Source organism: Limnohabitans sp., assembly GCF_040401495.1.
Classification (GTDB): Bacteria; Pseudomonadota; Gammaproteobacteria; order Burkholderiales; family Burkholderiaceae_C; genus Limnohabitans.
Genome location: NZ_JBBAOI010000012.1, coordinates 46,678 through 69,177, shown reverse-complemented (window position 1 = coordinate 69,177; position 22,500 = coordinate 46,678). Strand labels below are relative to the sequence as shown.

The following is a 22,500-nucleotide window of genomic DNA, read 5'->3' as shown; positions in this document are numbered from 1 at the left end:
ATCTTGGCCCAGGCCAACCAGCAACCACAGATGGTGCTTTCATTGCTCAAGTAAGCAAAAAAAAGACGCAAAAAAAGCGACCTGTGCGGTCGCTTTTTTTATTGTGTGATGGCTTTATGGATAAGTTGCTGACTTTTTTGGCAAGCATTGAGCAAATGCTTAAAGTAAGTGACGTAAGGTTTCAAAATATCGGCTGTTGATGCGTGTTGGTCCACATCAATTTTGCTCATGTCCATCATGGACTTGTTCCAAAGAAAAAACAAATAAGGGTTGAATTCCTGCTCTGCTTTATTTAGGGTTGATCTGAGTTTGATCAGCGACTTGCGAGCCCTTGAAACCAATTTGGGGCTTTTATCGTTCTTGATTCCCTTGATGCAGGCTTCGCATCCATCGTTTGCAATGGTGTAGATTTTTGAAATAACTTGTAAATCTTTGGTAAATAACTGCTGCAGTTTGGCATCAGCAATTGAAACTGGGTGGTGTGCAATAGCCTCAACAGTCTGCATCGAATGGGTATCTAAATACTCTGTGAACGGTATTTGCACAGTTCCTTGAATTTTGGAGCCGCCTTCGGTGCAATTGAAGAGTTTGACTTGTTTGTCTGACTCCAATACTTGTTCAAACCAATTTCGATAGGTATCCATTTGCCGGTTGGTGTAGAGCATATCGCCGTAATAGCCAGGAACTTTTCGGTACCTGTGGTTTTTTGCCATTTCGTCTTCAGTTCGAATTTTTTTGCCTACATAACCATCGGTATGCGATTCTCCGTTTGTAAAGGCCAAGTCTTGACCAATCAGTGCAATATCTTCGATGCCAAAATACCGCGCCAATGAATAAGCGACGTTGGCAACCGAGCCGCCCAGACGAACAGATCCCATGTGACCAATAATTGAACTCAGAGATTCATCAATTTTGGGTGTGTACTGAAAAAATATTTTATGACCAGGGAATTTACTCACAACTTCAGAACTGCAAACTGTGAGGCAAAGCAAAACCTCGCGGGTAAAAGCATCGCTGTCAAAATACTTCTGCAAAGCATCTTGTGGATCAGCTGCCACTACAAAGTGAGGCTGTATGCCATTGGCATGAAGTGTCTTGATGGTTTGCCCTGCAGCAATCAGGATATGGTTGTTTTGGGCTTCTTTCAGCTTAGGGAGCTGCTTTTTCAACGAAGGACCCGCCGCAATCAAGATGGCCGACATCCCTTTGTAAGCATCTTTGTAGGATGAAAGATAGGAGTTCCCATTGAGGTGCTTCAAATTGAGCAGGCTGTTTCTCAAGGTCATCTCGCCATGCAGATCCAAGGTGTTGAGTTGCAATTTTTGGTTTGACATGATGGAGCCAAAAACATGCACAAATTGCGTTGCAAAATCTTTGTACAAAGCCAAGGTGGGTGTGGAAATGATGAAGCGCCAACCTTTGAAATCACTGTTGGAAATATTGATCAACGAGCCCATTTCTCTGGCGGCTTTGTTGGCATCCACCTGCAAAAAAATCAAGATGTCTGGATGACTCAGAACAGGGGTCAGGTCGATATATTTGCAAGTCTCTAAAAGAACCCGTAAGTTGGGTTCAACGACAAAAACTTTAGCATTGCTAGATTTTTTGGAAAGAATTTCATGCTGCAACAAACCTAAACCAACACCTATGTTCAAAATATGACTGACAGGTCCGGCGCTGAGTTGCTTGTCCACCAAGGCCTCAATCGCTTGCAATGGATCAGTCCCATCGTATAAGTGAAACTTTTGATGGTTGTAGTCAAAACTGATGTTTGGAAAATCAGCAGGAAAGGTCAAAAGCGAAGTCGGGCAAGCTTGTTGCAAGCTCAACTCAATCTCATCCAAGCTGAGCTCGGGGCACTTTTGAATCAATGCTTTGATATTTGTTTCAAAAACTGCGTTGTTCATATCATTCGCCATTCATGCGGGTTGAAACTCAGGATTGACATGGAGTTTAATTAACTCGCGAATTTGTTTAACAGTTAAAAACTCTGGGTTGTTAGATGAATCATATGAAAAATCATGGCTGACTTGTTGCGCTTTGCGATTGGCCATGTATTTGTTTCGCTGAGCCACGTTACCGCTGCCCAAAATCGCGAAATAGTCGCCCAAGTCCAAGGTATTGGGACTGTCGCTGGAGGTAATCATTTCTTCGTGAAGTTTCTCTCCTGGGCGAATGCCTACGATTTCTTTTTTACAGTTGGGGCCGATGGCCTCTGCCACATCGCTGATGCGATAGGAGGGGATCTTGGGAACCAAAATTTCTCCACCCAATGCGTGCTCGAGTGCCCAGCAAACCATTTCAACGCCTTCATCTAATGAAATGTTAAAGCGTGTCATCAGCGGGTCAGTGATGGGCAGCACACCAGTCTTGGCCTTGTTTAAGAAGAAGGGAATGACTGAGCCGCGTGAGCCCATCACATTGCCATAGCGTACAACTGAAAAACGCAAGTCACGTCCGCCTTTGAAATTATTCGCAGCAACAAACAACTTATCACTGCACAATTTGGTTGCGCCATACAGGTTGATGGGTGCTGCGGCCTTATCAGTGGACAGGGCCACAAGACGTTTGACCTGACTGTCTAAACATGCATCGATCAAGTTTTGTGCGCCAAGAATATTGGTCTTGATAAATTCAAATGGGTTGTATTCGGCAGCCGGTACTTGTTTAAGAGCAGCAGCATGAACCACAGAGTCAATACCCTCTAATGCTCTGCTTAAACGGGATGCATCGCGCACATCACCTAAGAAAAAACGCAGTTGTGGGTATTTTGACTCTGGGAATTCTTGTGCCATTTCATACTGTTTGAGTTCATCTCGGCTATAGACCACCAAGCGTTTGATTTTGGGACAGTGGTCCAAAACGCTTTTGACAAAAGATCGGCCAAACGAACCCGTACCGCCCGTGATCAAAATGGACTGATCACACACGTTTGCATTTTTTTTCATGACTATATAAAGCCGATGGATAGGCTAAGTTGGTGAATGAATAACTTCTTAAAGCAAGTAATGCGCCAATTCAAAATCACCATTTTTCGACAGACAGATTCATTGCTGTTGATTGCCAAGAATTCAGAAGCGGCAATTTGTTGCCGCTGAATTTACATCTTCAGAGGTACTTAGGAAGTCTTCTCAATAGGCAAAGCTGCAACTTCATACGCCAGCAAATCTGCCAAGCCCAGCCAATCGCCTAGCTCGAAAGCATTCAAGCACTTTTTGATCAGTTCATGAACGGTGTCAGGCGATGTGTTGGCCACGTTTACGGTTTGTTCAACAATTTGAGCCAATAGATCAGGCAGTTCAGTGCCTAATGCAATGTGGTTTCCGCTGCGAAAGCCTTCAGCCATCTCTTGCAATGACTGGTGAAGCGGGTGGGACTGGTTCATGTCGAAGACTCCAAAAAAGGTTGGGTGCCTAGAATTTCAGCACCAGATTGACTTGCATTAAAAAACTGCGTGTTGGGATGACGTGCAATATGGTCCTCCATTTCAGCCAAATAATTTGCAAAATTGGGTGAACTTGCAAGCTTATGACCATTGACATCCATGACCCAATGCCCGCTGCGCTTGGGGTGTCCCCCCAATTCGCCACTGGGCCAATAGCTATGGGTTTTTCCACCAGGGTAGCCAAAATCTACTCCCCAAAAGCTGATTGTCTCAAACCCCATGCGCAAGGCTAAGTCAGTCGCCGTATGAACCACGCTGCCTCCACAAAATAGGCAAGAGGCTTCATCAAAAAAAATGGATGTTTTGTGCAATGCCGTTTGGGTAAATGACGCGTAACGAGGGCCTTTCCAAGCAAGCAACACATCCTTGGGCACCACGGGGGTGTAGACCAAGTTCACGTTGTCGCTTTGTTCTGTAGGGAGCCAGCGGGTATTGATTTTTTTCTCAATGCTCACCACGCAATCTACTTTCACGCCCGCTTCAAGCAAAGCTGCAAATGCGGTGTCGACAGCGATGACCCATGGTGGACTGGTCTTACCGGCATAGTCACGCAGCCGAGCAATGCTTTGCTCAAGACTGGGTCCTGAGCCAATGACACATGCATGGCGGGTTGGTGCTTGCTTGAATAAGGTATTTACCCCAGAGTCTTGTTGCAAGATGGGTTCATTCGCTTTCAATAGCAATTGCAAATTCGGATCCTCACTGCGAAATGCGCTGTTGATAAAGTTTTGATTTAAGAGGGCATTGAGTCGGTCCCGCAATCGCCACAATTGCGGCGATATCAATTGCAAATCGGGCAAGGCAATGTGTGTTGTGTCTGAAAATAGTGGTTTGTCAGTTGAAATGGCTGATCGAATGTGTACGCGTGGGTCATCTAGCCATTCTTTATATGGCATGTTTTCAAGTTGAATTTCAAATACTTTTGAATTCAATATATAGATATATAGCTGTTTAATATGCTTGGAAGTAGTTAATAAAACATGCGGTAAATGACCCAAACCTATGCCAAATAAGTGCACGCTTGTGCTGTGAATCAAACGAGGCAGTGCTAAATTAGCCTCACGCCAGGGGTCATAAGCGCTGGCCATTCGAATACCTTCAATGGCGATGCATGGGTAAGTCCCAGCGATGGGGGTTACCTTCAGGTCTGAATCAGATACATCTTTTAACAAAGAAAGGTTGTGCGACATGGTTCAACAAAAAACAGTTACAGAGCGTGAAGCAATTAGCGCGCCATAAAAAGACGTTGGCTTATTTTTTGCTTTCAGAAAAAACGGATGAATTCAAGGACAAATCAAAAACTTCAAAAATGAAATATAAATATCTAAAAAATAGATGTTTTATTAATTTTAAAAATTAAATTAGAGGTGACTTTCATGTTGAAACCTATACCTTATGCGCGTCAAAGTATCAGTAAATCTGACATTGATGCCGTGGTCAAAGTGTTGAACTCCGATTTTTTGACACAAGGCCCTGTCGTACCTGTTTTTGAAGCGTCAGTGGCAAATTATTGCCATGCCAAGCATGCAGTAGCAACATCGAATGCCACATCAGCACTGCATTTGGCTTGTTTGGCATTAGGACTTGGGCAAGGCGATATTTTGTGGACAAGTCCCATCACCTTTGTTGCTTCAGCAAATTGCGCCTTGTACTGCGGCGCATCAGTGGATTTTGTCGATATTGATCCCAAAACATACAACTTATGTCCTCTTGCGCTGGAGGAAAAGCTCTTGGCTGCACAGAAAACAGCAAAATTACCCAAAATAGTGGTGGCAGTTCATATGTGTGGCCAGCCTTGCGACATGCAGGCCATTCATGCGCTTTCTGTGAAATACGGTTTCAAACTGATCGAGGATGCTTCACACGCCATAGGTGCCAAGTACAAAGGCGAATTTATCGGAGGAGGGCGCTACAGCGATATCACCATATTCAGCTTTCATCCCGTCAAAATTATTACCAGTTGCGAAGGCGGCATGGCTTTAACCAATAACACGCATTGGGCTAAAAGCATGATGCGATTGCGCAGCCATGGCATCACCAGCGATCTGGAAGAGATACTTTCGCACCCCGACGATGAAATTTGGAATTACCAGCAGCTTGAATTGGGCTTTAACTACCGAATGTCAGAAATACATGGCGCACTAGGACTTAGTCAGTTTCAACGAATAGATAAATTTTTAAAAACGCGTCAAAAAATTGCAAAAAAATACGATGAATCTTTAGCGGATTTGCCAATCGTCACGCCATGGCAGCACCCTGACGGCATGTCCAGCTACCACTTGTATCCCATCAGGATATGCAAATCCGAACTTGGTTTGACGCAAAAACAAGTCTATAAAGCCTTGCATTTGGCGAATATCAAAGTCAATCTGCATTACATACCAGTGTATTTACAACCTTTTTACAAAAATAAAGGTTTTAAACGTGGCTATTGTAAAAACGCTGAAAGCTATTTCCAAGAAGCGATCAGCTTGCCCATGTATGTCGAAATGACACAAGCGCAACAAGAAAAAATCTGCGAGCAAATTCGGCTTGTTGTCGAAAAAGTAGTCTCACACGCTTGAGGTAGATGAATTTATGACCCTCCCCCATTTGAAATTGCTTGACATGGCAATGGCCGAACTGAAACAGCAAAAAACGATATATCAACCAACGGCATTTTGGGCTGCTGCCAGTGAAGCCATCGCTCAAGATTTGGTAAGAGAAGGCATGGAAGACTTCAGACGACTTCCCAAGGCCATGAGTTATTTCGTACCTCTTTACAGTGGCGCAGCAAGTGGCATCAACCTCAATCAAGCGAAGTCCATTAAAGAGCATCTTAAAAATGAATATCCCGATGCAGCTAAATCACACCAAGCACTTGAATACTTTCTCTCTGGAAAACAAGCTGCATTGGCTGACTATCGGGTTTTATTGGCAAGCGAAAACAGCAAAACATTACCAAGGCTGAATACATTCAAGGAAAGTCATGAAGGCAACCCAGTTGAGCAATTCGAATGGAATGGTCAATTTTTCAGTCGCTCATCTTTGAACTATTTGCTGGGCTTAAGTTTTCTCAAACAACATTTAGGAAATGAAGTACCACGCACAGTTCTTGAAATTGGTGGCGGTTTTGGCACATTAGGAGAAATATGGTCTCAAGCAGGTGTGGAAAACTGGAGATACATTGATATTGATATTCCTCCTACACAAAGTGTTGCTGACTACTATCTCAAGTCCATTTTAGGTAAGGATCAAGTCACTAGTTTCAATGAATGTGGGTCAAATCAAAGCATACATATAGACAAGCTGAAAGCTGCATCTGTATTGTGCTCGTGGCAAATAGAGCAATTGGAAGGTGAGATTGACTTGTTTGTAAATTTCATTTCATTTCAAGAAATGGAACCGGATGTTGTTCAAAACTATTTGCATCATGTGGACCGCTTGAAATCGCGTTGGATCCTGATGCGCAACATGCGAGAAGGTAAACAAATCCATAAAGAGGGTCATGTGGGCGTGAAAACACCCATACAAACGGAGGATTACATCGATATGTTGCCAAACTACCATTTGGTGGCCAGCAACTTACATCCCTTTGGATTCGAAACAGTTGATGGATTTCACTCTGAGCTATTGCTCTTGAAAAGAGTCTGATCACATGAACCTTGCCATTATTCCAGCCAGAGGGGGAAGCCAAAGAATTCCGAGGAAAAATATCCGCGAATTTGCAGGTTCTCCAATGATTCATTGGTCAATTTCCGTTGCATTGATGAGTGGCTTATTTGACAAAGTTGTGGTGAGTACCGACGATGAAGAAATAGCTCAAGTCGCAAAAAATTCGGGCGCATTGGTTCCATTTATGCGGCCAGCACAACTTGCGGATGACTACACACCCACAAGACAAGTGGTCAACCATGCGATAGAAACTTGCGAAGCAAAGTGGGGAAGGTTTGAAAGAGTCTGCTGCGTTTACGCTACTGCCCCACTTCTTGAGCCATCAGATTTAGTGGCAGCCTATGAGTTACTGCAAAACACGGAATACAACTTTGTATTCTCAGCCGTTCAATTTGAATTTCCCATACAAAGAGCTTTTAAATTAAATCATCAATCTGAACCAGAAATGGTTCAACCTGAGAACAGATTCAAACGATCACAAGATTTAGAGCCCATGTACCACGATGCTGCACAGTTCTATTGGGGAAGGCGTGATGCCTTTATCAGCGGTGAGCACATGTTTGCTAAAAAGTCAAAAGCTTACGTATTACCAGCAAATCAAGTTCGGGATTTAGATACCGAAGAAGACTGGGAAATCGCCTTAGCACTTTGGCAATCAAAAAAAGTAAGCAAGGGGGTGATTCATGATAGTCATTCGTTGTGATGCGAGTGATCAGTGGGGCATGGGAAACCTCATGCGTTGTCGAGCCTTGGCGCAGGCATTGAAAGCAGAAAATGTCAAAGTGGCCATGGTCGGTCCGCGCTTAGAAACACAGCAAATCGGGGACACTGAAATTTTCGAGCAGTGGTTTCCCATGACTTGGCAAAATAATTCAATTGAAAATGCAAGGCAATTGCTTGAGATAGCCAATCAATTAAAGGCAAGGATGCTGGTCATTGATGACCCACGGGCCGATGAAGATTTTCAGAAATATCTCTATGCTGCACAGATGAAATGGTTGCAGTTTGATGGCACGGCAAACAAGCCAATTTGGGCCAATTGGATTCTTAATGCATTGCCAAGCGCTGACGCTCAAACATATTCACAAGTGTTGAGAAATCCAAGTGCAAGATTGTTTCTAGGTCCAAGATATGCGGTTTTAAGACAGGAATTTGCAAGCACAGTTAAAAAATCTAATTCAAGTACTGATGTAACCACCATATTGATGACGTTTGGCGGCGGTGATGATAGGGGCGCCATAGCATGGTGTTTAAAAAGTTTGCAGCCCATCATAAATAAAAAAATAAAACTGAAAATTATCAGTGGAGCTACAAACCCCCATAACAGCAATAACTTGAAAATGCTTGAAGCTATTTCAAGTGTACAAATTGAATACTTCATACAACCAGAAGCGCCTTGGAAAATCATGTCGGAGTGTGATTTGGCAGTAATGGCAAGCGGCACCACTGTTCATGAGGTTAATGTGTTTCAAGTGCCCATGGTACTCATGTCGTTAGTTGAAAACCAAGATAAACCTGGGCAAGCATGGGCTAAGGCAGTTGACGCAACTTACCTTGGTGACTGGACCAAGCTGGAATCTGAATTCCTTAGAGATTCAGTACTAGCGAAATTAAAAAAACTTCATGTGCGAAATACGCCTCCATTGGTTGATGGGCTTGGGGCATCAAGAATTTCCAAAGTGCTGTGTGAGCAGCTAAATTAAGGGCGCAGGACTGTATATGCAAAAAACTTTTTCAAATGAAACCCAAAGTAATGCGTTTGGCTATCACGAGTTGCGACATAAGCCTGCTAAAGATGAATTGAAGTCTTATTACGAAAAACGTTACTACCAAGATGAAATTCGCACACATCGACAAATCTACAGCGATCAAGAATTGCTTTACAGGAAAAATAAATGTGAACAAAAAGCATTGCTCGCTGAACGAGCATGGGGCGATAAGAAGCCTGTCAAACCCAAATTATTGGATATTGGTGCTGGTGAAGGTTTTGTGATGAATTACTTTTTAAATGCAGGTTATGACATTTATGGTGTTGACTTTAGCAATCATGGCTGTCGAAATCATCACCCTCACTTGCTAAAGAATTTACGCACTGGCGATATTGAAGAAATTGTTAGTCAACTGGTAACACAGCAGGATCAGTTCGATTTAATCGTTTTGGATAACGTCTTGGAACACCTGTTAGATGCTGGTTGGGTTCTCAACAAGATTTCCCAACTTTTAACTGCAAATGGATTGCTCATCATTGAGGTTCCCAATGATTTTTCATTTGTGCAAAATCATTTATTGGCTAACGATACCATTCCTAAACCATTTTGGGTTGCAAGCCCGGACCACATCTCCTATTTCAATGCGGATGGTCTCAATCAATTGTTGTCGAGTCATGCATTTACAAATTTGGAAATATTAGGCGATTTCCCCATTGATTTATTTCTGTTCAATGAGAAGACCAATTACGTGACTGACGCACATGTTGGCAAGTCGTGCCATCAAGCCAGAATTGAAATTGAGAATTTATTGCATAAACACAACCCTGAGGCCACGTTGGAAATGTATTCATCAATGGGTAAATTGGGATTGGGTCGTCAAATTTTGGGTGTTTACACACTGAGTAAAGAGAGCAACTCAAAATCATCAAAGGAATAAATATGAACTCGTTATTTCAACACTTACAAATCAGCCAACGACCCAATAAGCCTCGGGCCACAGGATGGACCATGGTTTTAGATAAGTCTTTAGGATTGCACGGGGCACAAGACTTGGTCGAAACCGCGGGTCCGTATATTGATGTTGTTAAATTAGGTTGGGGTTCAAGCGCTTTATACCCTCAATCCATACTTCAGAAAAAAATAAATATTTATCTTCATCATGGTATTCGGGTCTGTGCTGGCGGAACATTTCTAGAGTTTGCCCACGAACGAACAGATTTGTCTTCTATGCTCGATATGTTGGGAGCAACTGGTTTCGATGCCATCGAGGTGTCGGATGGCATACACCCAAATCTATCCAGAACTCAGAAGCTACGAATGATTGAAATGGCGGTTTCCAAGGGCTTTGAAGTCCTATCTGAAGTTGGTAAAAAATTAGCCCAAGAAGACTTGAGCATTGACAACCGCCGTAGGATCCAAGAAATCAAAGAAGACTTGTCTGCAGGTGCGCAAAAAGTAATTATCGAAGCAAGAGAGTCTGGAACGGTAGGAATTTTTCGCGCTAATGGTGATATCAATGCGGAGCTTGCGTATGAACTATTTCAAAATGTTGATCCTGATCTTCTTATTTGGGAAGCGCCTGAGAAAAATCAACAAGCTTGGATGCTCAAGCAATTGGGTGCACACGCCTCAATTGGCAATGTTGCACCTCATGATGTCATCAGTTTGGAATCTATGCGTTATGGTTTGCGCGGCGACACTTTCCGCGACCATTGCAAAGGCACAAGACGTGTCTACCTCGAGTTAGGTGTCGCAGGCGCAATGCGAGCAAGGCAGCGAGGAGATTTAGTGGTTGTGGTTGATGCGATTCGTGCAAGCACAACCATTATTCGGTGCTTAGAGTTAGGCGCTCGTGAGGTTATTCCCGTTGTAAGCGCAGGCGAACTGCGTGGTGAGATCACCATAGGTGAGCGAGGCGGTAGTAAGTTACCGTTTGCAGATTTTGACAACAGTCCTTTGAGTTTAAATGGATCCGTCATTCGCGGTAAGTCGGTTGTGATTACTACCACCAATGGAACTGAGTGTATTCAAGCAGCCAAAAGCGATTCCAATTTAGTTTTGATTGGCAGTATGACAAATGCAAGTACTGTGGCAGAGGCCGCGGTTGCTTGGGCTACATCGCAAGGGTGCGGAATCAGCTTGGTTGCTGCTGGGCGAAACAACCAACCAGCTATTGAGGATCGCAGCGTTGTGACGCAAATCATGCAGGCCATGGGTGTCATCTCTGCTCGTGGCACGTTGGAGCCCCATTTCAGTGACAACCATACCAATGATTTTTTGGAAAGCGAGAGTGGTGCAAACTTGGTTAAATTGGGAAATCGTGATGATGTCGTTTATTGCGCACAAAAGGACATTAGCAGTATGGTGCCCATTTTTGATGGTCAAAAAATAACAGCATTGCAATTGATGCAAGCTGTAGCATGAAGCGCTTGCTCATTATTGGTGCAGGCTCAGAGCAAGTTGTCGCAATCAACAAGGCTTGCTCTATGGGCATTGAGGTGATTGTCACTGACATGAACCCGTCAGCGCCCGGAATGGCGCTTGCACACCATGCAGAGGTTGTCAGTACCCACGATGTAGCCGGAAATTTGCGGGTCGCCCAGTCGTTTAAGGTTCACGGCGTCATCACACTGAGTTCTGAAACTGCAGTACCGGTGGTTGCACACATTGCGACAGTCATGGGACTTCCAAGCTTCAGTCAGGAGACTGCATTTTGGGCGACGAATAAAAACGCAATGCGTGAGCGTTTCGCCTTGTTTAATGTGCCAACTCCTGCTTCTAGCAGGGTGTCTAGTTTGTCCATGGCTAAGGCTTTTGTTGAGTCCCATGCGTTGCCCATGGTCATTAAGCCGAGTAACAACTCTGGCCAGCGCGGAACGCACAGAATCGATTCACCAGACCAATTGCCTGCCGCTTTGGCTGACGCACTGGAATTTTCCAGCGATGGAGAGGCGATATTAGAGATTTTCCATGCAGGACCAGAAATCAATGTGACGGCCGCAGTTCAACAGGGCGAAATTCATTGGTTGTCTTTTTCTGACCGAATCACAGCTGCATCACCACATTTTGGGATTGCCTTGGAGCATCGATTACCTTCAAAGATTGGCCCTGTCGCGCTGGAATCGATTCGCACCGCATCTGAACTGGCCATCAGGGCTGTTGGTTTGCAAAATGGCATAGCCTATCCTCAAGTTTTGTGGACTGATGAAGGACCTAAAGTACTTGAAATTGCAGTGCGAATTCCTGGCGGGTACATGGCCGATGTTGCGCTTCACAGCAGTGGAGTTGATATGGTTGAATTCAGTATTCGCCAAGCCTTGGGAGAAACCGATCCTTGGGGGTCTTGCGAACGCCACCCATCACAGAAAGCTTTATCGGTTCGCTTTATGACCAACTTGGACATTGTGAATACGCAAACCCCCATCAGCCGTATAGATGGATTGGACCGTGCAGCATGTTTGCCAGGTGTTGAATGGGTTCGTTGCAACCTTAGTCCCTCTGATCAAGTACCTGAGTTGACCCACTCAGGCGGACGTTTTGGTGCAGTGTTGGCATTTGGACAAAATGCTCAGGAAGCAGGGGAGAGATCTTTAGCGGCAATGAAACAAATTCATTTTGAATTTGAAACAGTGAGTTCATAACTTTTAATTTACAACCATGATTGAAATTGCCCATTCAGAAATTGGGGATCACCGTCGCCCCTTCATCATCGCGGAGATGTCGGGCAACCATAACCAGTCGCTTGACCGTGCGCTGGCATTGGTAGATGCTGCGGCCCACGCGGGTGCAGACGCTGTCAAATTACAAACCTTCACCGCTGACACCATGACGCTGGATTCGGCCAATGCCGAATTCACCATACAAAACAAATCTTCACTGTGGCAAGGGCAATCCTTGTACAAGCTGTATGAGCAGGCACATACCCCATGGGAATGGCACGCGCCCATCATGCAACATGCCAAGGCAAGAGGATTGGTGTGTTTCAGTTCCCCCTTTGATGCGTCTGCCGTGGATTTTCTGGAAACGCTGGATGTGCCCGCCTACAAGATAGCGTCTTTTGAATGCATCGATTTGCCCTTGATACGCAAAGTGGCACAAACCGGTAAGCCCATGATTATTTCAACTGGCATGGCTACCATCGCCGAGATTGACGATGCAGTTCGGACCGCCCACGAAAACGGCTGCAAAGACTTGGTTTTGCTCAAATGCACCAGCACTTACCCTGCAACGCCAGAAAACACGCATGTTCGAACCATTCCGCATATGCGTGACTTGTTTGGCTGTGCAACGGGTTTGTCCGACCACACCATGGGTCTGGGCGCTTCTGTGGCGGCAACGGCCTTGGGTGCGGTGGTAATTGAAAAGCACTTCACCTTGCGCCGTGCCGATGGCGGGGTGGATGCAGCTTTTTCTCTTGAGCCAGAAGAGTTGAAGCAACTGGTGGTTGAAACAGAGCGTGCATGGTTGTCGCTAGGTGATATTCACTATGGCCCGACTGAGGCGGAAGTGACTGGACGCACACGGCGTCGTTCCTTGTACATCGTGGCCGATATGCAAAAGGGCGAGCGACTTACCGCAGAGAACCTGCGCGCCATTCGCCCAGGTCTTGGTTTACCTCCAAAGTTCCAAGACATTGTGTTGGGAATGCGTGTAAGCCAAAATATTTCATCAGGAACGCCCTTGAGCTGGAGTCTTCTTAAAGAATAAATAGTCAGCATTTATTAAAGAAATCAGCCCAGTTGCCGATCATTCAAGCGCTGATAATGGCATTGGTTGCTTTAAATAAGTGAGGAGCAAGAAAGAAGATCATTTTGATAGTAGTAAATAAAAACTAATGCGACTTTAAAAGTTGTATTAAATAGTTAAATTAATAGTTAATTGATCGATTTTTTAATTTTTTTAAAAAATATCGCTCAAGTATCGCGCCCACGTGTCGATAAACGATCACTTCACCTTAATTTCAAAAGGTGGCTGGAGCTTTGTCATGGCGATCGATTTCACATCAGTAAAAACTGCAGACCTTAAAACATATTCTTTCTCAACGGTGACCGCCACTGAGATTGCTGACATCACATCTGCTCAAATAAAGGTGCTTTCTACTGCACAAGTCGCTGCCATTACGTCAGAAGCGATTGCCGCAATAGATTACTCAGCGTTAAAGGGGTTGAGTGTTGATCAAATGTTTGCACTTATCGAAGAGCAAATTCAGGCCCTAGACCCAGATACGCAATTTGCAACATTGGGGACAACGCAGGTCAAGGCCCTGAGTTCAGCGCAAATGGCGATGCTGACCACCGATCAAGTCGTTGCATTAACAACAGCGCAATCAAAAGTATTGACAGCTAACCAAGTTGCAGGCTTTGACACAGAACAAATTCAAGCTATTGAAACTGCTGATTTGGCATCCATCACTGCGGTGGGGGTTAAAGGGTTCACAACAGCCCAGATGGAAGCGCTCACATCGGATCAAGTTGCTTCATTGGCCACTGTCCAACTTGCGGCACTTTCTTCAAAGCAAGTCAGCGCCATTGAGACTGAAGATTTAATCGAATTGAGTACGGCACAACTGCGTACTCTCAGCAATACAGCTATCACTGGTATGACAACTGAGCAAGTCGCCAGCTTAGAAACAGATCAAGTTGCCGCCCTGACGGCGTTGCAACTCAAGAGTTTGTCAACCAATCAAATCTCAGCGCTGACCAGTGAGCAAGTTCAATCACTGACCACTTTGCAAATTGCAGCCCTTAGCTCGGCGCAATTGGGGGCCATGGATACGGAAGATATTGCTGCATTAAGTTCAGCACAGGTAAAGGCTATCAACAATAAATCGTTGTCAGGTCTTACAACAGATCAAATAGCAGGCATGAGCACGGAGCAAATCAGCGCTTTGACGACTGCGCAAATCAAGTTGCTGTCAACAAGCCAAGTAGTGGCATTGACCACCGAACAATCTGCTGCAATAACCACGGCACAGGCAGCCAGTTTGTCAGCCACGCAACTGGCAAAAATGCAATCTGAAGATGTTGCTGCATTGTCAACCGCAAGTCTGAACGCACTCAGTGCGGTTCAGGTCAAGGCCTTGACGACAGAGCAAATCAAAGGATTAAGTACAGATCAAGTGGACGCATTGGGCACCGTTCAGCTGGCTGCATTGACATCTGCGCAAGTGGCAGCCATTGAAACTGAAGATTTGGTCTTGCTTAACTCTACACAAATACGCGCTTTGAGTAAAAACGCATTAGCAGGGTTGACAACTGAGCAAATTTCCGAACTTGACACTGCACAGGCATTGGCTTTGACCACGGCACAAATCAAAGCGCTTTCAACTAACCAAATTGCGTCTCTGACATCCAATCAATTGGACGCCATGGGCTCTGCCCAAATTGCGTCAATGACTTCAGAACAGGTGAATGCTTTAAATACTGAAGATGTTGCAGTTTTAGACTCGGCACAAATTCGCGCCATCAGTAACGCAGGTATTGTTGGTCTGACCACTGAGCAAATTGACGCTATGGACACCGCTCAGATCGTTGCCCTTACTTCAGCCCAAATTAAAGTATTGTCCACAGCGCAAATAGACAGTTTTTCAACCGAAGACATGTCGGTCTTGACATCCGCGCAAGCGCTGGGTCTGTCAGCAACTCAGCTTGCTGCCATAGCAACAGATGATTTTGAAATCCTGTCAACAGCCGCTTTGAATGCCTTGAGCGTGGTTCAAGTAAGGTCATTGACTACAGATCAAATTGCAGCATTGAGCACAGCTCAAGTCGACGTCATTAGTTCTGTCCAGTTGGCCGCATTTACTTCAGTGCAACTTGCCGCACTAACAACAGAAAACTTGGCGCTACTTGACTCTAAACAAATTCGCTCGCTGACCAATACAGCACTAGCAGGATTGACCACTGAACAAGTGGACAACATGGGTTCGGATCAAATTGCGGCACTTACATCGACGCAAATCAAAGCACTTTCTACAAGCCAAGTGAGCGCTTTAACCACTGCCCAAGTTGACGCCATGGGTACATCCCAAGTGTCAGCCATGACGTCTGCTCAAATCGCTGCGCTTGATTCAGCAAATATTGTTGCGATGGATTCAGCACAAATTCGTTCTATCAGCAACACGGGCTTGGCAGGCTTAACGACCGAACAAATTGACAGTATGGGCACCGAGGAAATTTCCGCCTTTACTGCTTTGCAGTTAAAAGCGTTGTCAACTGCTCAAATAGCTGAAATTAACTCGGCCCAAGCTTCTTCACTTACTTCTGCGCAAGCTTTGGGACTATCAGCCTCACAGGTTGCAGCAATGCAGGCAGATGCTGTGGCTGAATTGACAACATCTGCCCTGAATGTCCTAAGCGCTATACAGGTCAAAGCCTTAACAACTGAACAAATCGATGCGCTCACCACTGAGCAATTTGATGGCTTAAGCAACTTGGTTTTGGCTTCGGTGACTTCAGCTCAACTTGCGGCCTTGGGCAGCAACGACCTGGCAGTTCTCGATTCAAAACAAGTCTCGGTGTTGTCAAATAATGCGATGGCAGGCTTAACAACGGAGCAAATTTCTACGATGTTGGGTACTGAGCAGATGACTTATTTGACATCTGCCCAAATTAAAGCTTTATCTACAGACCAAATCGTTGCTCTATCAACAGAATTAGCTGGCGTCTTGAAATCATCACAAATCAGTGGATTGAGTACAACGCAGTTAGCGGCTATCGAATCTGAAGACTTCGCGTCACTGACCAGTGCTGCCCTGAATGCAATGAGTGCGGTACAGGTCAAAGCGCTGTCTACTGAACTGATTGTGGCCTTAACCACTGATCAGGCCGACGCTCTGAGCAACGCAGTCATTTCAGCCCTAGTTTCTTCGCAATTGGCAGAAATGCAAACTGAAGATTTGGCGCAATTCAATTCAGCACAAATCAAAGCCATCAGTGCGGCTGCCATCGCTGGTTTGTCTACAGACCAAATCAAGGAATTAGCAACTGATCAAATTATCGGATTGACAGAAGTTCAAATTAAAGCACTGACCACAGACCAAATTGCTGGATTGACCTCTGAGCAATTTGATGTTTTGACCTCGGTGCAGATTGCTTCCTTGACTTCTGCACAGTTGGCTGTTGTAGATGATGAAGATTTGGCCGTCCTCGATTCCAAGCAGGTGCGTTCTATCACCAACGCTGCATTGGCTGGTTTAACCACCGATCAAATTGAAAACTTAGGCACTGCGCAACTGGTCGCATTGAGTTCAGTGCAATTGAAGGTGTTGTCCACTGACCAAATTGATGCCTTCTCGACTGAATCGATTGCAAATCTCACTTCAGCGCAGTCAGTCGGTCTGACCACTGCCCAAATTTTGGCTATGGGGGATGACGTCGCTGCACTTTCAACCGCGGCTTTGAATGTCCTTAGTGAGTCTCAGATCAGGGGCTTGACCACTGACCAAGTTGTAGCACTGGGCACAAACCAGTTTGATGGCTTAGGAAGCATTCAAATTGCCTTGTTAACTTCTGCGCAGACAGCGGTTATTGATACAGAAGACTTGGCGCAATTGAATTCCACTCAAATTCGAGCCATAGCTGCCAGTGCACTCGCAGGTTTGACAACTGCTCAAATGGAATCATTGGACACTGACCAAATCTTGTCCTTGACCAGTGCACAGATCAAGGCTTTGACGACAGACCAAATTGAAGCTTTGACAACTGAGCATTTCGATGTATTGACTTCAGCACAATTAGGGGCATTAACTTCAGTCCAATTGGCTGCCGTTGGAACTGACGATTTGGCTGTTTTGGGCAGTACACAGGTTCGTGGCATCAGCAACACTGCCGTGGCAGGCCTCACCACAGAGCAAATATCAGATTTGGGAACCGAGCAAATTACTGCTTTGACATCGGCTCAAATTAATGCTCTGTCAACAGTACAAATTGCCGCTCTGCTCTCTGAGCAAGCAGGCGCCTTGCTGTCGTCCCAAGCGCTAGGTTTGTCGTCAAAGCAAATTGCGGCAATGGACACTGAAGATGTGGCTGCTTTGACTTCTTCAGTCATTAATTCACTGTCGGCTACTCAGGTGAAAGCTTTGTCGACTGATCAAATCATTGCTTTGACCACTGAGCAGGCTTCGACATTGGTTGCCAGTGTGGTGAGCGCTATGAGCACTTCCCAACTGGTGGCATTGGCAACTGACGATGTAGAGCAACTGACTAGTTCAGCACTGAACGTCTTGACCAGTTCGCAAATAGCAGCCATCACCACTGCACAAATCGACGCCATCACCACCGAACAGTGGAGCCAGTTAAGCTCCAAGCAAATTGCAAATATGACCACTGCGCAAGTGGAGGTTTGGGGTACAGAAGACATAGAAGCCTTTAGTTCAGCCCAGCTAGGAGCGCTGAAGTCTGCTCAAGTTGCAGCAATGACAACGGATCAAATTGGCGCGTTAACCTCGGAGCAAGCCAATGGCTTGACCAGTATTCAGCTGTCAGTATTGACCACAGATCAAGTTCAAGCGCTTGAATCAGAGGTGATCGCCAATTTGAATATTGCTGGATTTGGTTCATTAACCTCCTATCAAATTTCATCACTGACCACTGAGCAAGTTGGGGCCTTAAACACCAAGCAAGTGGCCAATATGAAGTCTTCGCAAATTGCCGGCTTATCCTCTGATCAAATCTCTGCTTTAACGACAGAGCATATTGGCGCATTGGGCAGCACGCAAACGGCAGGTTTAACAACAGCACAAATTGTGGGTTTGGCAACTGACTCCTTGCAGTTGCTCAACACAGCAGCTGTCGCTGGGCTTTCTACAGCGCAATTGGCCGCCATAGAGACGGAACAATTTGCTGCTTTAACGACAGCACAGATCAAAGCTGTAAAAACATCCCAAATTTCTGGCTTGACCACAGACCAGGTGATTGCTTTGAATACAGAGCAGGCTTCTGTCTTATCAAGTTCGCAGCTTAATGCCTTAACCACATCACAGGCGGCGGCTTTGGCTTCTGATGATGTTGCGGAATTGACAACAGCGGCCATCAGCGGCCTGGGCACCAAGCAGTTAGCGGTCTTGTCTACTGATGCCATTGCGGCCCTCAATACAGCACAAGTGGCTGCTTTGAAAGCCACGCAAATCTTGGGCTTGACATCCGATCAAATCACGGCCATTCAGACCGAAGTGCTGGTCAAATTGACTTCTGCGCAAATTACTGCTTTGACAACTTCACAAATTGATGGCATCAGTACCGAGCAGATGGCCAGTTTGACTACTGCTCAAGTCAATTACCTCACTCGTTTACAAGTGATGTCTTTGTCAGATGACCAAGTGATAGCGATCACCACCGAGCAAGCCGAGTCCATGGGTACATTGCAGGTGGCAGCACTCACAACTGCGCAACTCAGCGTTCTTCAAACTGAAGACCTGACTGAATTCAGTGCTGCCGCTATCGCCGCGATGACCACCGCTCAAATCAGCGTGCTGTCCACCGGCACAGATGGGCAAATTGCTGCATTGTCCACCGCACAGATCAATGCGATGACCACATCGCAAGTGGCGAAATTGACGACAGATCAAGTCATTGCTTTGACGACTGAGCAAGCTGCCAACATGGGTACCCTGCAGGCGTCTTCATTAACCACGGCAGGCATTGCAGCCCTGGAAACTGAAGATTTAGCGGCGATGAGTACCAAGGCAATTGCGGCCATGACGACCAAGCAAATCAGTGCGTTGACAGCGGAGGAAGGTCAAATTGCAGCACTTCGTACTGATCAAGTGGCTAATTTGACAACAGCTCAAATCGCTGCCATGACGACTGCTCAAATTGCAGTGATTGCAACCGAAGATTTGGTTGAACTCACAAGTGTGCAAATCAAGGCCTTGACCACTGCTCAAATCTCTGCTTTGACAACAGATGAAGGTCAAATTGCGGCTTTGACCACTGCACAGATAAATAATTTGACAAGCGCTCAAGTGGCTAATTTGTCCGCAGACCAAGTGGTTGCAATGACAACTGAGCAATTTACCAATATGGGTACTTTGCAAGTTGCCGCCATCAGCTCTGCTGCCATCAGCTCGCTTGAAACAGAAGATCTGGCTCAAATAAGCAGCAAGGCCATTGCAGCCTTGTCTACCGCGATTGTCTCTTTGTTGAGCGCTGATCAGATGTCTGCGTTAACCAGTGAACAGTTCAGTGCCATGACATCCGCACAGATTTCTGTGTTGACTACAGACCAGATTGTTGCCTTGACCACCGAGCAGGCTTCTTTGTTGACGACCAAGCAAATTGCAGGGCTTGGCACTGCGCAGGTGGCAGCTATTGCCACTGATGACCTGGCAGAACTCAGCACGGCTGCTGTTCTGGGATTGAGCACTTTGCAAGTGGGTGCTTTGACAACGGACCAAGTGGCAGCTATTACAAGTACCCAGTTTGAAGTCATTACCTCTGTACAGATTGCTGCAATGACGACCAAGCAAGTCATTGCTTTGACTACCGAGCAGGCTTCGCTGCTGAGCACCAAGCAGGCGTCAGCCCTCACAACTGCACATCTGAGCAAACTTCAAACTGATGATTTGGCTGCATTGTCTACCGCTGTCATCTCAGCGTTGACATCCGCACAGGTGGGTAAGTTAAGCACCACGCAGATCGACGCCTTGACTACCGAGCAGGCGTCTGTGTTGACGACCAAGCAGATTGCAGGGCTTGACACAGCACAGGTAGCAGCTATTGCCACTGATGACCTGGCAGAACTCAGCACGGCTGCTGTTCTGGGATTGAGCACTTTGCAAGTGGATGCTTTGACAACGGACCAAGTGGCGGCCATCACAAGTTCCCAGTTCAGTGCGATGACTTCCGCACAGATTGCGGCCTTTGATACCGAGCAGGTAGTGGCTTTGACTACCGAGCAGGCATCGTTGTTAAGCACCAAGCAGTTGGCGGGCTTGACCACGGCTACCATCAGTGCCTTGGAAGTTGACGACTTGGCTGAGTTGTCTACCGCTGTCATCACAGCGTTGACGTCGGCACAGGTGGGTGAGTTGACTACCGAGCAGATCGACGCCTTGACCACCTTGCAGGCGTCTGTGTTGACGACCAAGCAGATTGCAGGGCTTGACACAGCACAGGTGGCAGCTTTGGCAACGGATGACTTGGCAGAACTCACCACAGCTGCTGTTCTGGGATTGAGCACTTTGCAAGTGGATGCTTTGACAACGGACCAAGTGGCGGCCATCACAAGTTCCCAGTTCAGTGCGATGACTTCCGCACAGATTGCGGCCTTTGATACCGAGCAGGTAGTGGCTTTGACTACCGAGCAGGCATCGTTGTTAAGCACCAAGCAGTTGGCGGGCTTGACCACGGCTACCATCAGTGCCTTGGAAGTTGACGACTTGGCTGAGTTGTCTACCGCTGTCATCACAGCGTTGACGTCGGCACAGGTGGGTGAGTTGACTACCGAGCAGATCGACGCCTTGACCACCTTGCAGGCGTCTGTGTTGACGACCAAGCAGATTGCAGGGCTTGACACAGCACAGGTGGCAGCTTTGGCAACGGATGACTTGGCAGAACTCACCACAGCTGCTGTTCTGGGATTGAGCACTTTGCAAGTGGATGCTTTGACAACGGACCAAGTGGCGGCCATCACAAGTTCCCAGTTCAGTGCGATGACTTCCGCACAGATTGCGGCCTTTGATACCGAGCAGGTAGTGGCTTTGACTACCGAGCAGGCATCGTTGTTAAGCACCAAGCAGTTGGCGGGCTTGACCACGGCTACCATCAGTGCCTTGGAAGTTGACGACTTGGCTGAGTTGTCTACCGCTGTCATCACAGCGTTGACGTCGGCACAGGTGGGTGAGTTGACTACCGAGCAGATCGACGCCTTGACCACCTTGCAGGCGTCTGTGTTGACGACCAAGCAGATTGCAGGGCTTGACACCGCGCAGGTGGCAGCTTTGGCAACGGAAGACTTGGCAGAACTCACCACAGCTGCGATTCGGGGCTTTAACTCCGAGCAAGTGGGCGCTTTGACAACAGACCAGATCGTTAACCTGTCAACTGAGCAGACTTCTGTCTTGACTTCTACACAAGTGGCTGGCTTGACATCTGAGCAGATCACCGTGCTTGAAACTGGAGACTTCCAAGCCCTGCTAGCGAACACCCTGAAGGGTTTGAGTAACGATGCCATAGAGGCTTTGTCATCTGAGCAAATAGCCACCTTGTCTACAGCACAGTTGTCAGCCTTCACTGATGCGCAGGTTGCTGTTCTGACAACAGACCAGACAGCTGGTTTGACAACCGCGCAAATTGCCTTGTTGTAATTGCCAGTCTAAATAGCTGTCCCCCAATACCCCTGTGTGATTGACCTCACGCAGGGGTATTTATTTACTACCTAAGAATTATTCAAGTTTAAGTCTGCTGTGTCGATTCTGCATGACGATGCAAGTTAATACAGCCTCCACTGGTTCCATGTTTCACGTTGCCCAGGGCACTAGCCCTGTCAATGTGGCCACGGCATTGGCATTGGTGAGCCGCTACCCCAAAACCAAAATAACGATTTCAGATACCAGCGCAAATATTGCAAGAAATTTAGAGAATTTACAAAAGATGGTCAATAACGTGAAAAGTATCACGTTAACCGATGTGGCAAACCCCATCACCTTATCTGCCATTCAATTGAAAAGGAATGGCGCCATATTGGCCAAGG

13 protein-coding genes are annotated in these 22,500 nt (G+C 46.2%); 9 read left to right on the top strand and 4 right to left on the bottom strand.

What is annotated here, in order from left to right:
• Window positions 1-98: 98 nt before the first annotated feature.
• The 4 genes from AC9UEO_RS09015 to AC9UEO_RS09000 form a co-directional block, all read right to left on the bottom strand.
• Entirely contained in the window at window positions 99-1,907 is a 1,809-nt protein-coding gene (locus AC9UEO_RS09015) for a motility associated factor glycosyltransferase family protein (RefSeq protein WP_509532321.1), read from the bottom strand.
• Window positions 1,908-1,919: 12 nt separating this feature from the next.
• The gene (gene pseB, locus AC9UEO_RS09010; protein ID WP_509532319.1) at window positions 1,920-2,948 is read right to left on the bottom strand and encodes a UDP-N-acetylglucosamine 4,6-dehydratase (inverting); all 1,029 of its coding nucleotides are present in this window, start codon (window positions 2,946-2,948) and stop codon (window positions 1,920-1,922) included.
• A gap of 170 nt (window positions 2,949-3,118) precedes the next feature.
• Window positions 3,119-3,385: a hypothetical protein gene (locus AC9UEO_RS09005; protein WP_509532317.1), complete on the bottom strand. Its 267-nt coding sequence runs from the start codon at window positions 3,383-3,385 to the stop codon at window positions 3,119-3,121.
• Window positions 3,382-4,341 carry a motility associated factor glycosyltransferase family protein gene (locus AC9UEO_RS09000; protein WP_509532316.1) on the bottom strand — a complete coding sequence of 320 codons (960 nt, stop codon included), beginning with the start codon at window positions 4,339-4,341 and terminating at the stop codon, window positions 3,382-3,384. Before AC9UEO_RS09000 ends, AC9UEO_RS09005 begins: the two co-directional genes overlap by 4 nt.
• Window positions 4,342-4,821: 480 nt before the next feature.
• Between AC9UEO_RS09000 and pseC the strand changes: the two genes are divergently transcribed.
• The 9 genes from pseC to AC9UEO_RS08955 all read left to right on the top strand — a co-directional run bounded on the left by pseC (window position 4,822) and on the right by AC9UEO_RS08955 (window position 22,114).
• Window positions 4,822-6,009, top strand: coding sequence for a UDP-4-amino-4,6-dideoxy-N-acetyl-beta-L-altrosamine transaminase (gene pseC / locus AC9UEO_RS08995; protein ID WP_509532314.1), 1,188 nt, complete (start codon window positions 4,822-4,824; stop codon window positions 6,007-6,009).
• A 43-nt stretch (window positions 6,010-6,052) separates the two neighbouring features.
• Window positions 6,053-7,078: a putative sugar O-methyltransferase gene (locus AC9UEO_RS08990; protein ID WP_509532312.1), complete on the top strand. Its 1,026-nt coding sequence runs from the start codon at window positions 6,053-6,055 to the stop codon at window positions 7,076-7,078.
• 4 nt (window positions 7,079-7,082) lie between these two features.
• The gene (gene pseF, locus AC9UEO_RS08985) at window positions 7,083-7,802 is read left to right on the top strand and encodes a pseudaminic acid cytidylyltransferase (RefSeq protein ID WP_509532310.1); all 720 of its coding nucleotides are present in this window, start codon (window positions 7,083-7,085) and stop codon (window positions 7,800-7,802) included.
• Window positions 7,783-8,802 (top strand): UDP-2,4-diacetamido-2,4,6-trideoxy-beta-L-altropyranose hydrolase, encoded by a 1,020-nt coding sequence (pseG, locus tag AC9UEO_RS08980; RefSeq protein ID WP_509532309.1) that lies wholly within the window; start codon window positions 7,783-7,785, stop codon window positions 8,800-8,802. Before pseF ends, pseG begins: the two co-directional genes overlap by 20 nt.
• Window positions 8,803-8,818: 16 nt before the next feature.
• Complete coding sequence (locus tag AC9UEO_RS08975) at window positions 8,819-9,745, top strand: class I SAM-dependent methyltransferase (protein ID WP_509532308.1); 927 nt, start codon at window positions 8,819-8,821, stop codon at window positions 9,743-9,745.
• A 2-nt stretch (window positions 9,746-9,747) separates the two neighbouring features.
• Window positions 9,748-11,232: a phosphosulfolactate synthase gene (gene comA / locus AC9UEO_RS08970; protein WP_509532306.1), complete on the top strand. Its 1,485-nt coding sequence runs from the start codon at window positions 9,748-9,750 to the stop codon at window positions 11,230-11,232.
• The gene (locus tag AC9UEO_RS08965; protein WP_509532304.1) at window positions 11,229-12,449 is read left to right on the top strand and encodes an ATP-grasp domain-containing protein; all 1,221 of its coding nucleotides are present in this window, start codon (window positions 11,229-11,231) and stop codon (window positions 12,447-12,449) included. The genes comA and AC9UEO_RS08965 overlap by 4 nt, the downstream gene beginning before the upstream one ends.
• Before the next feature lie 16 nt (window positions 12,450-12,465).
• A complete protein-coding gene (gene pseI, locus AC9UEO_RS08960; protein ID WP_509532302.1) occupies window positions 12,466-13,515 on the top strand; it encodes a pseudaminic acid synthase in 1,050 nt (349 codons plus the stop codon).
• Window positions 13,516-13,792: 277 nt separating this feature from the next.
• Window positions 13,793-22,114: a beta strand repeat-containing protein gene (locus tag AC9UEO_RS08955; protein ID WP_509532301.1), complete on the top strand. Its 8,322-nt coding sequence runs from the start codon at window positions 13,793-13,795 to the stop codon at window positions 22,112-22,114.
• Window positions 22,115-22,500 lie beyond the last annotated feature (386 nt).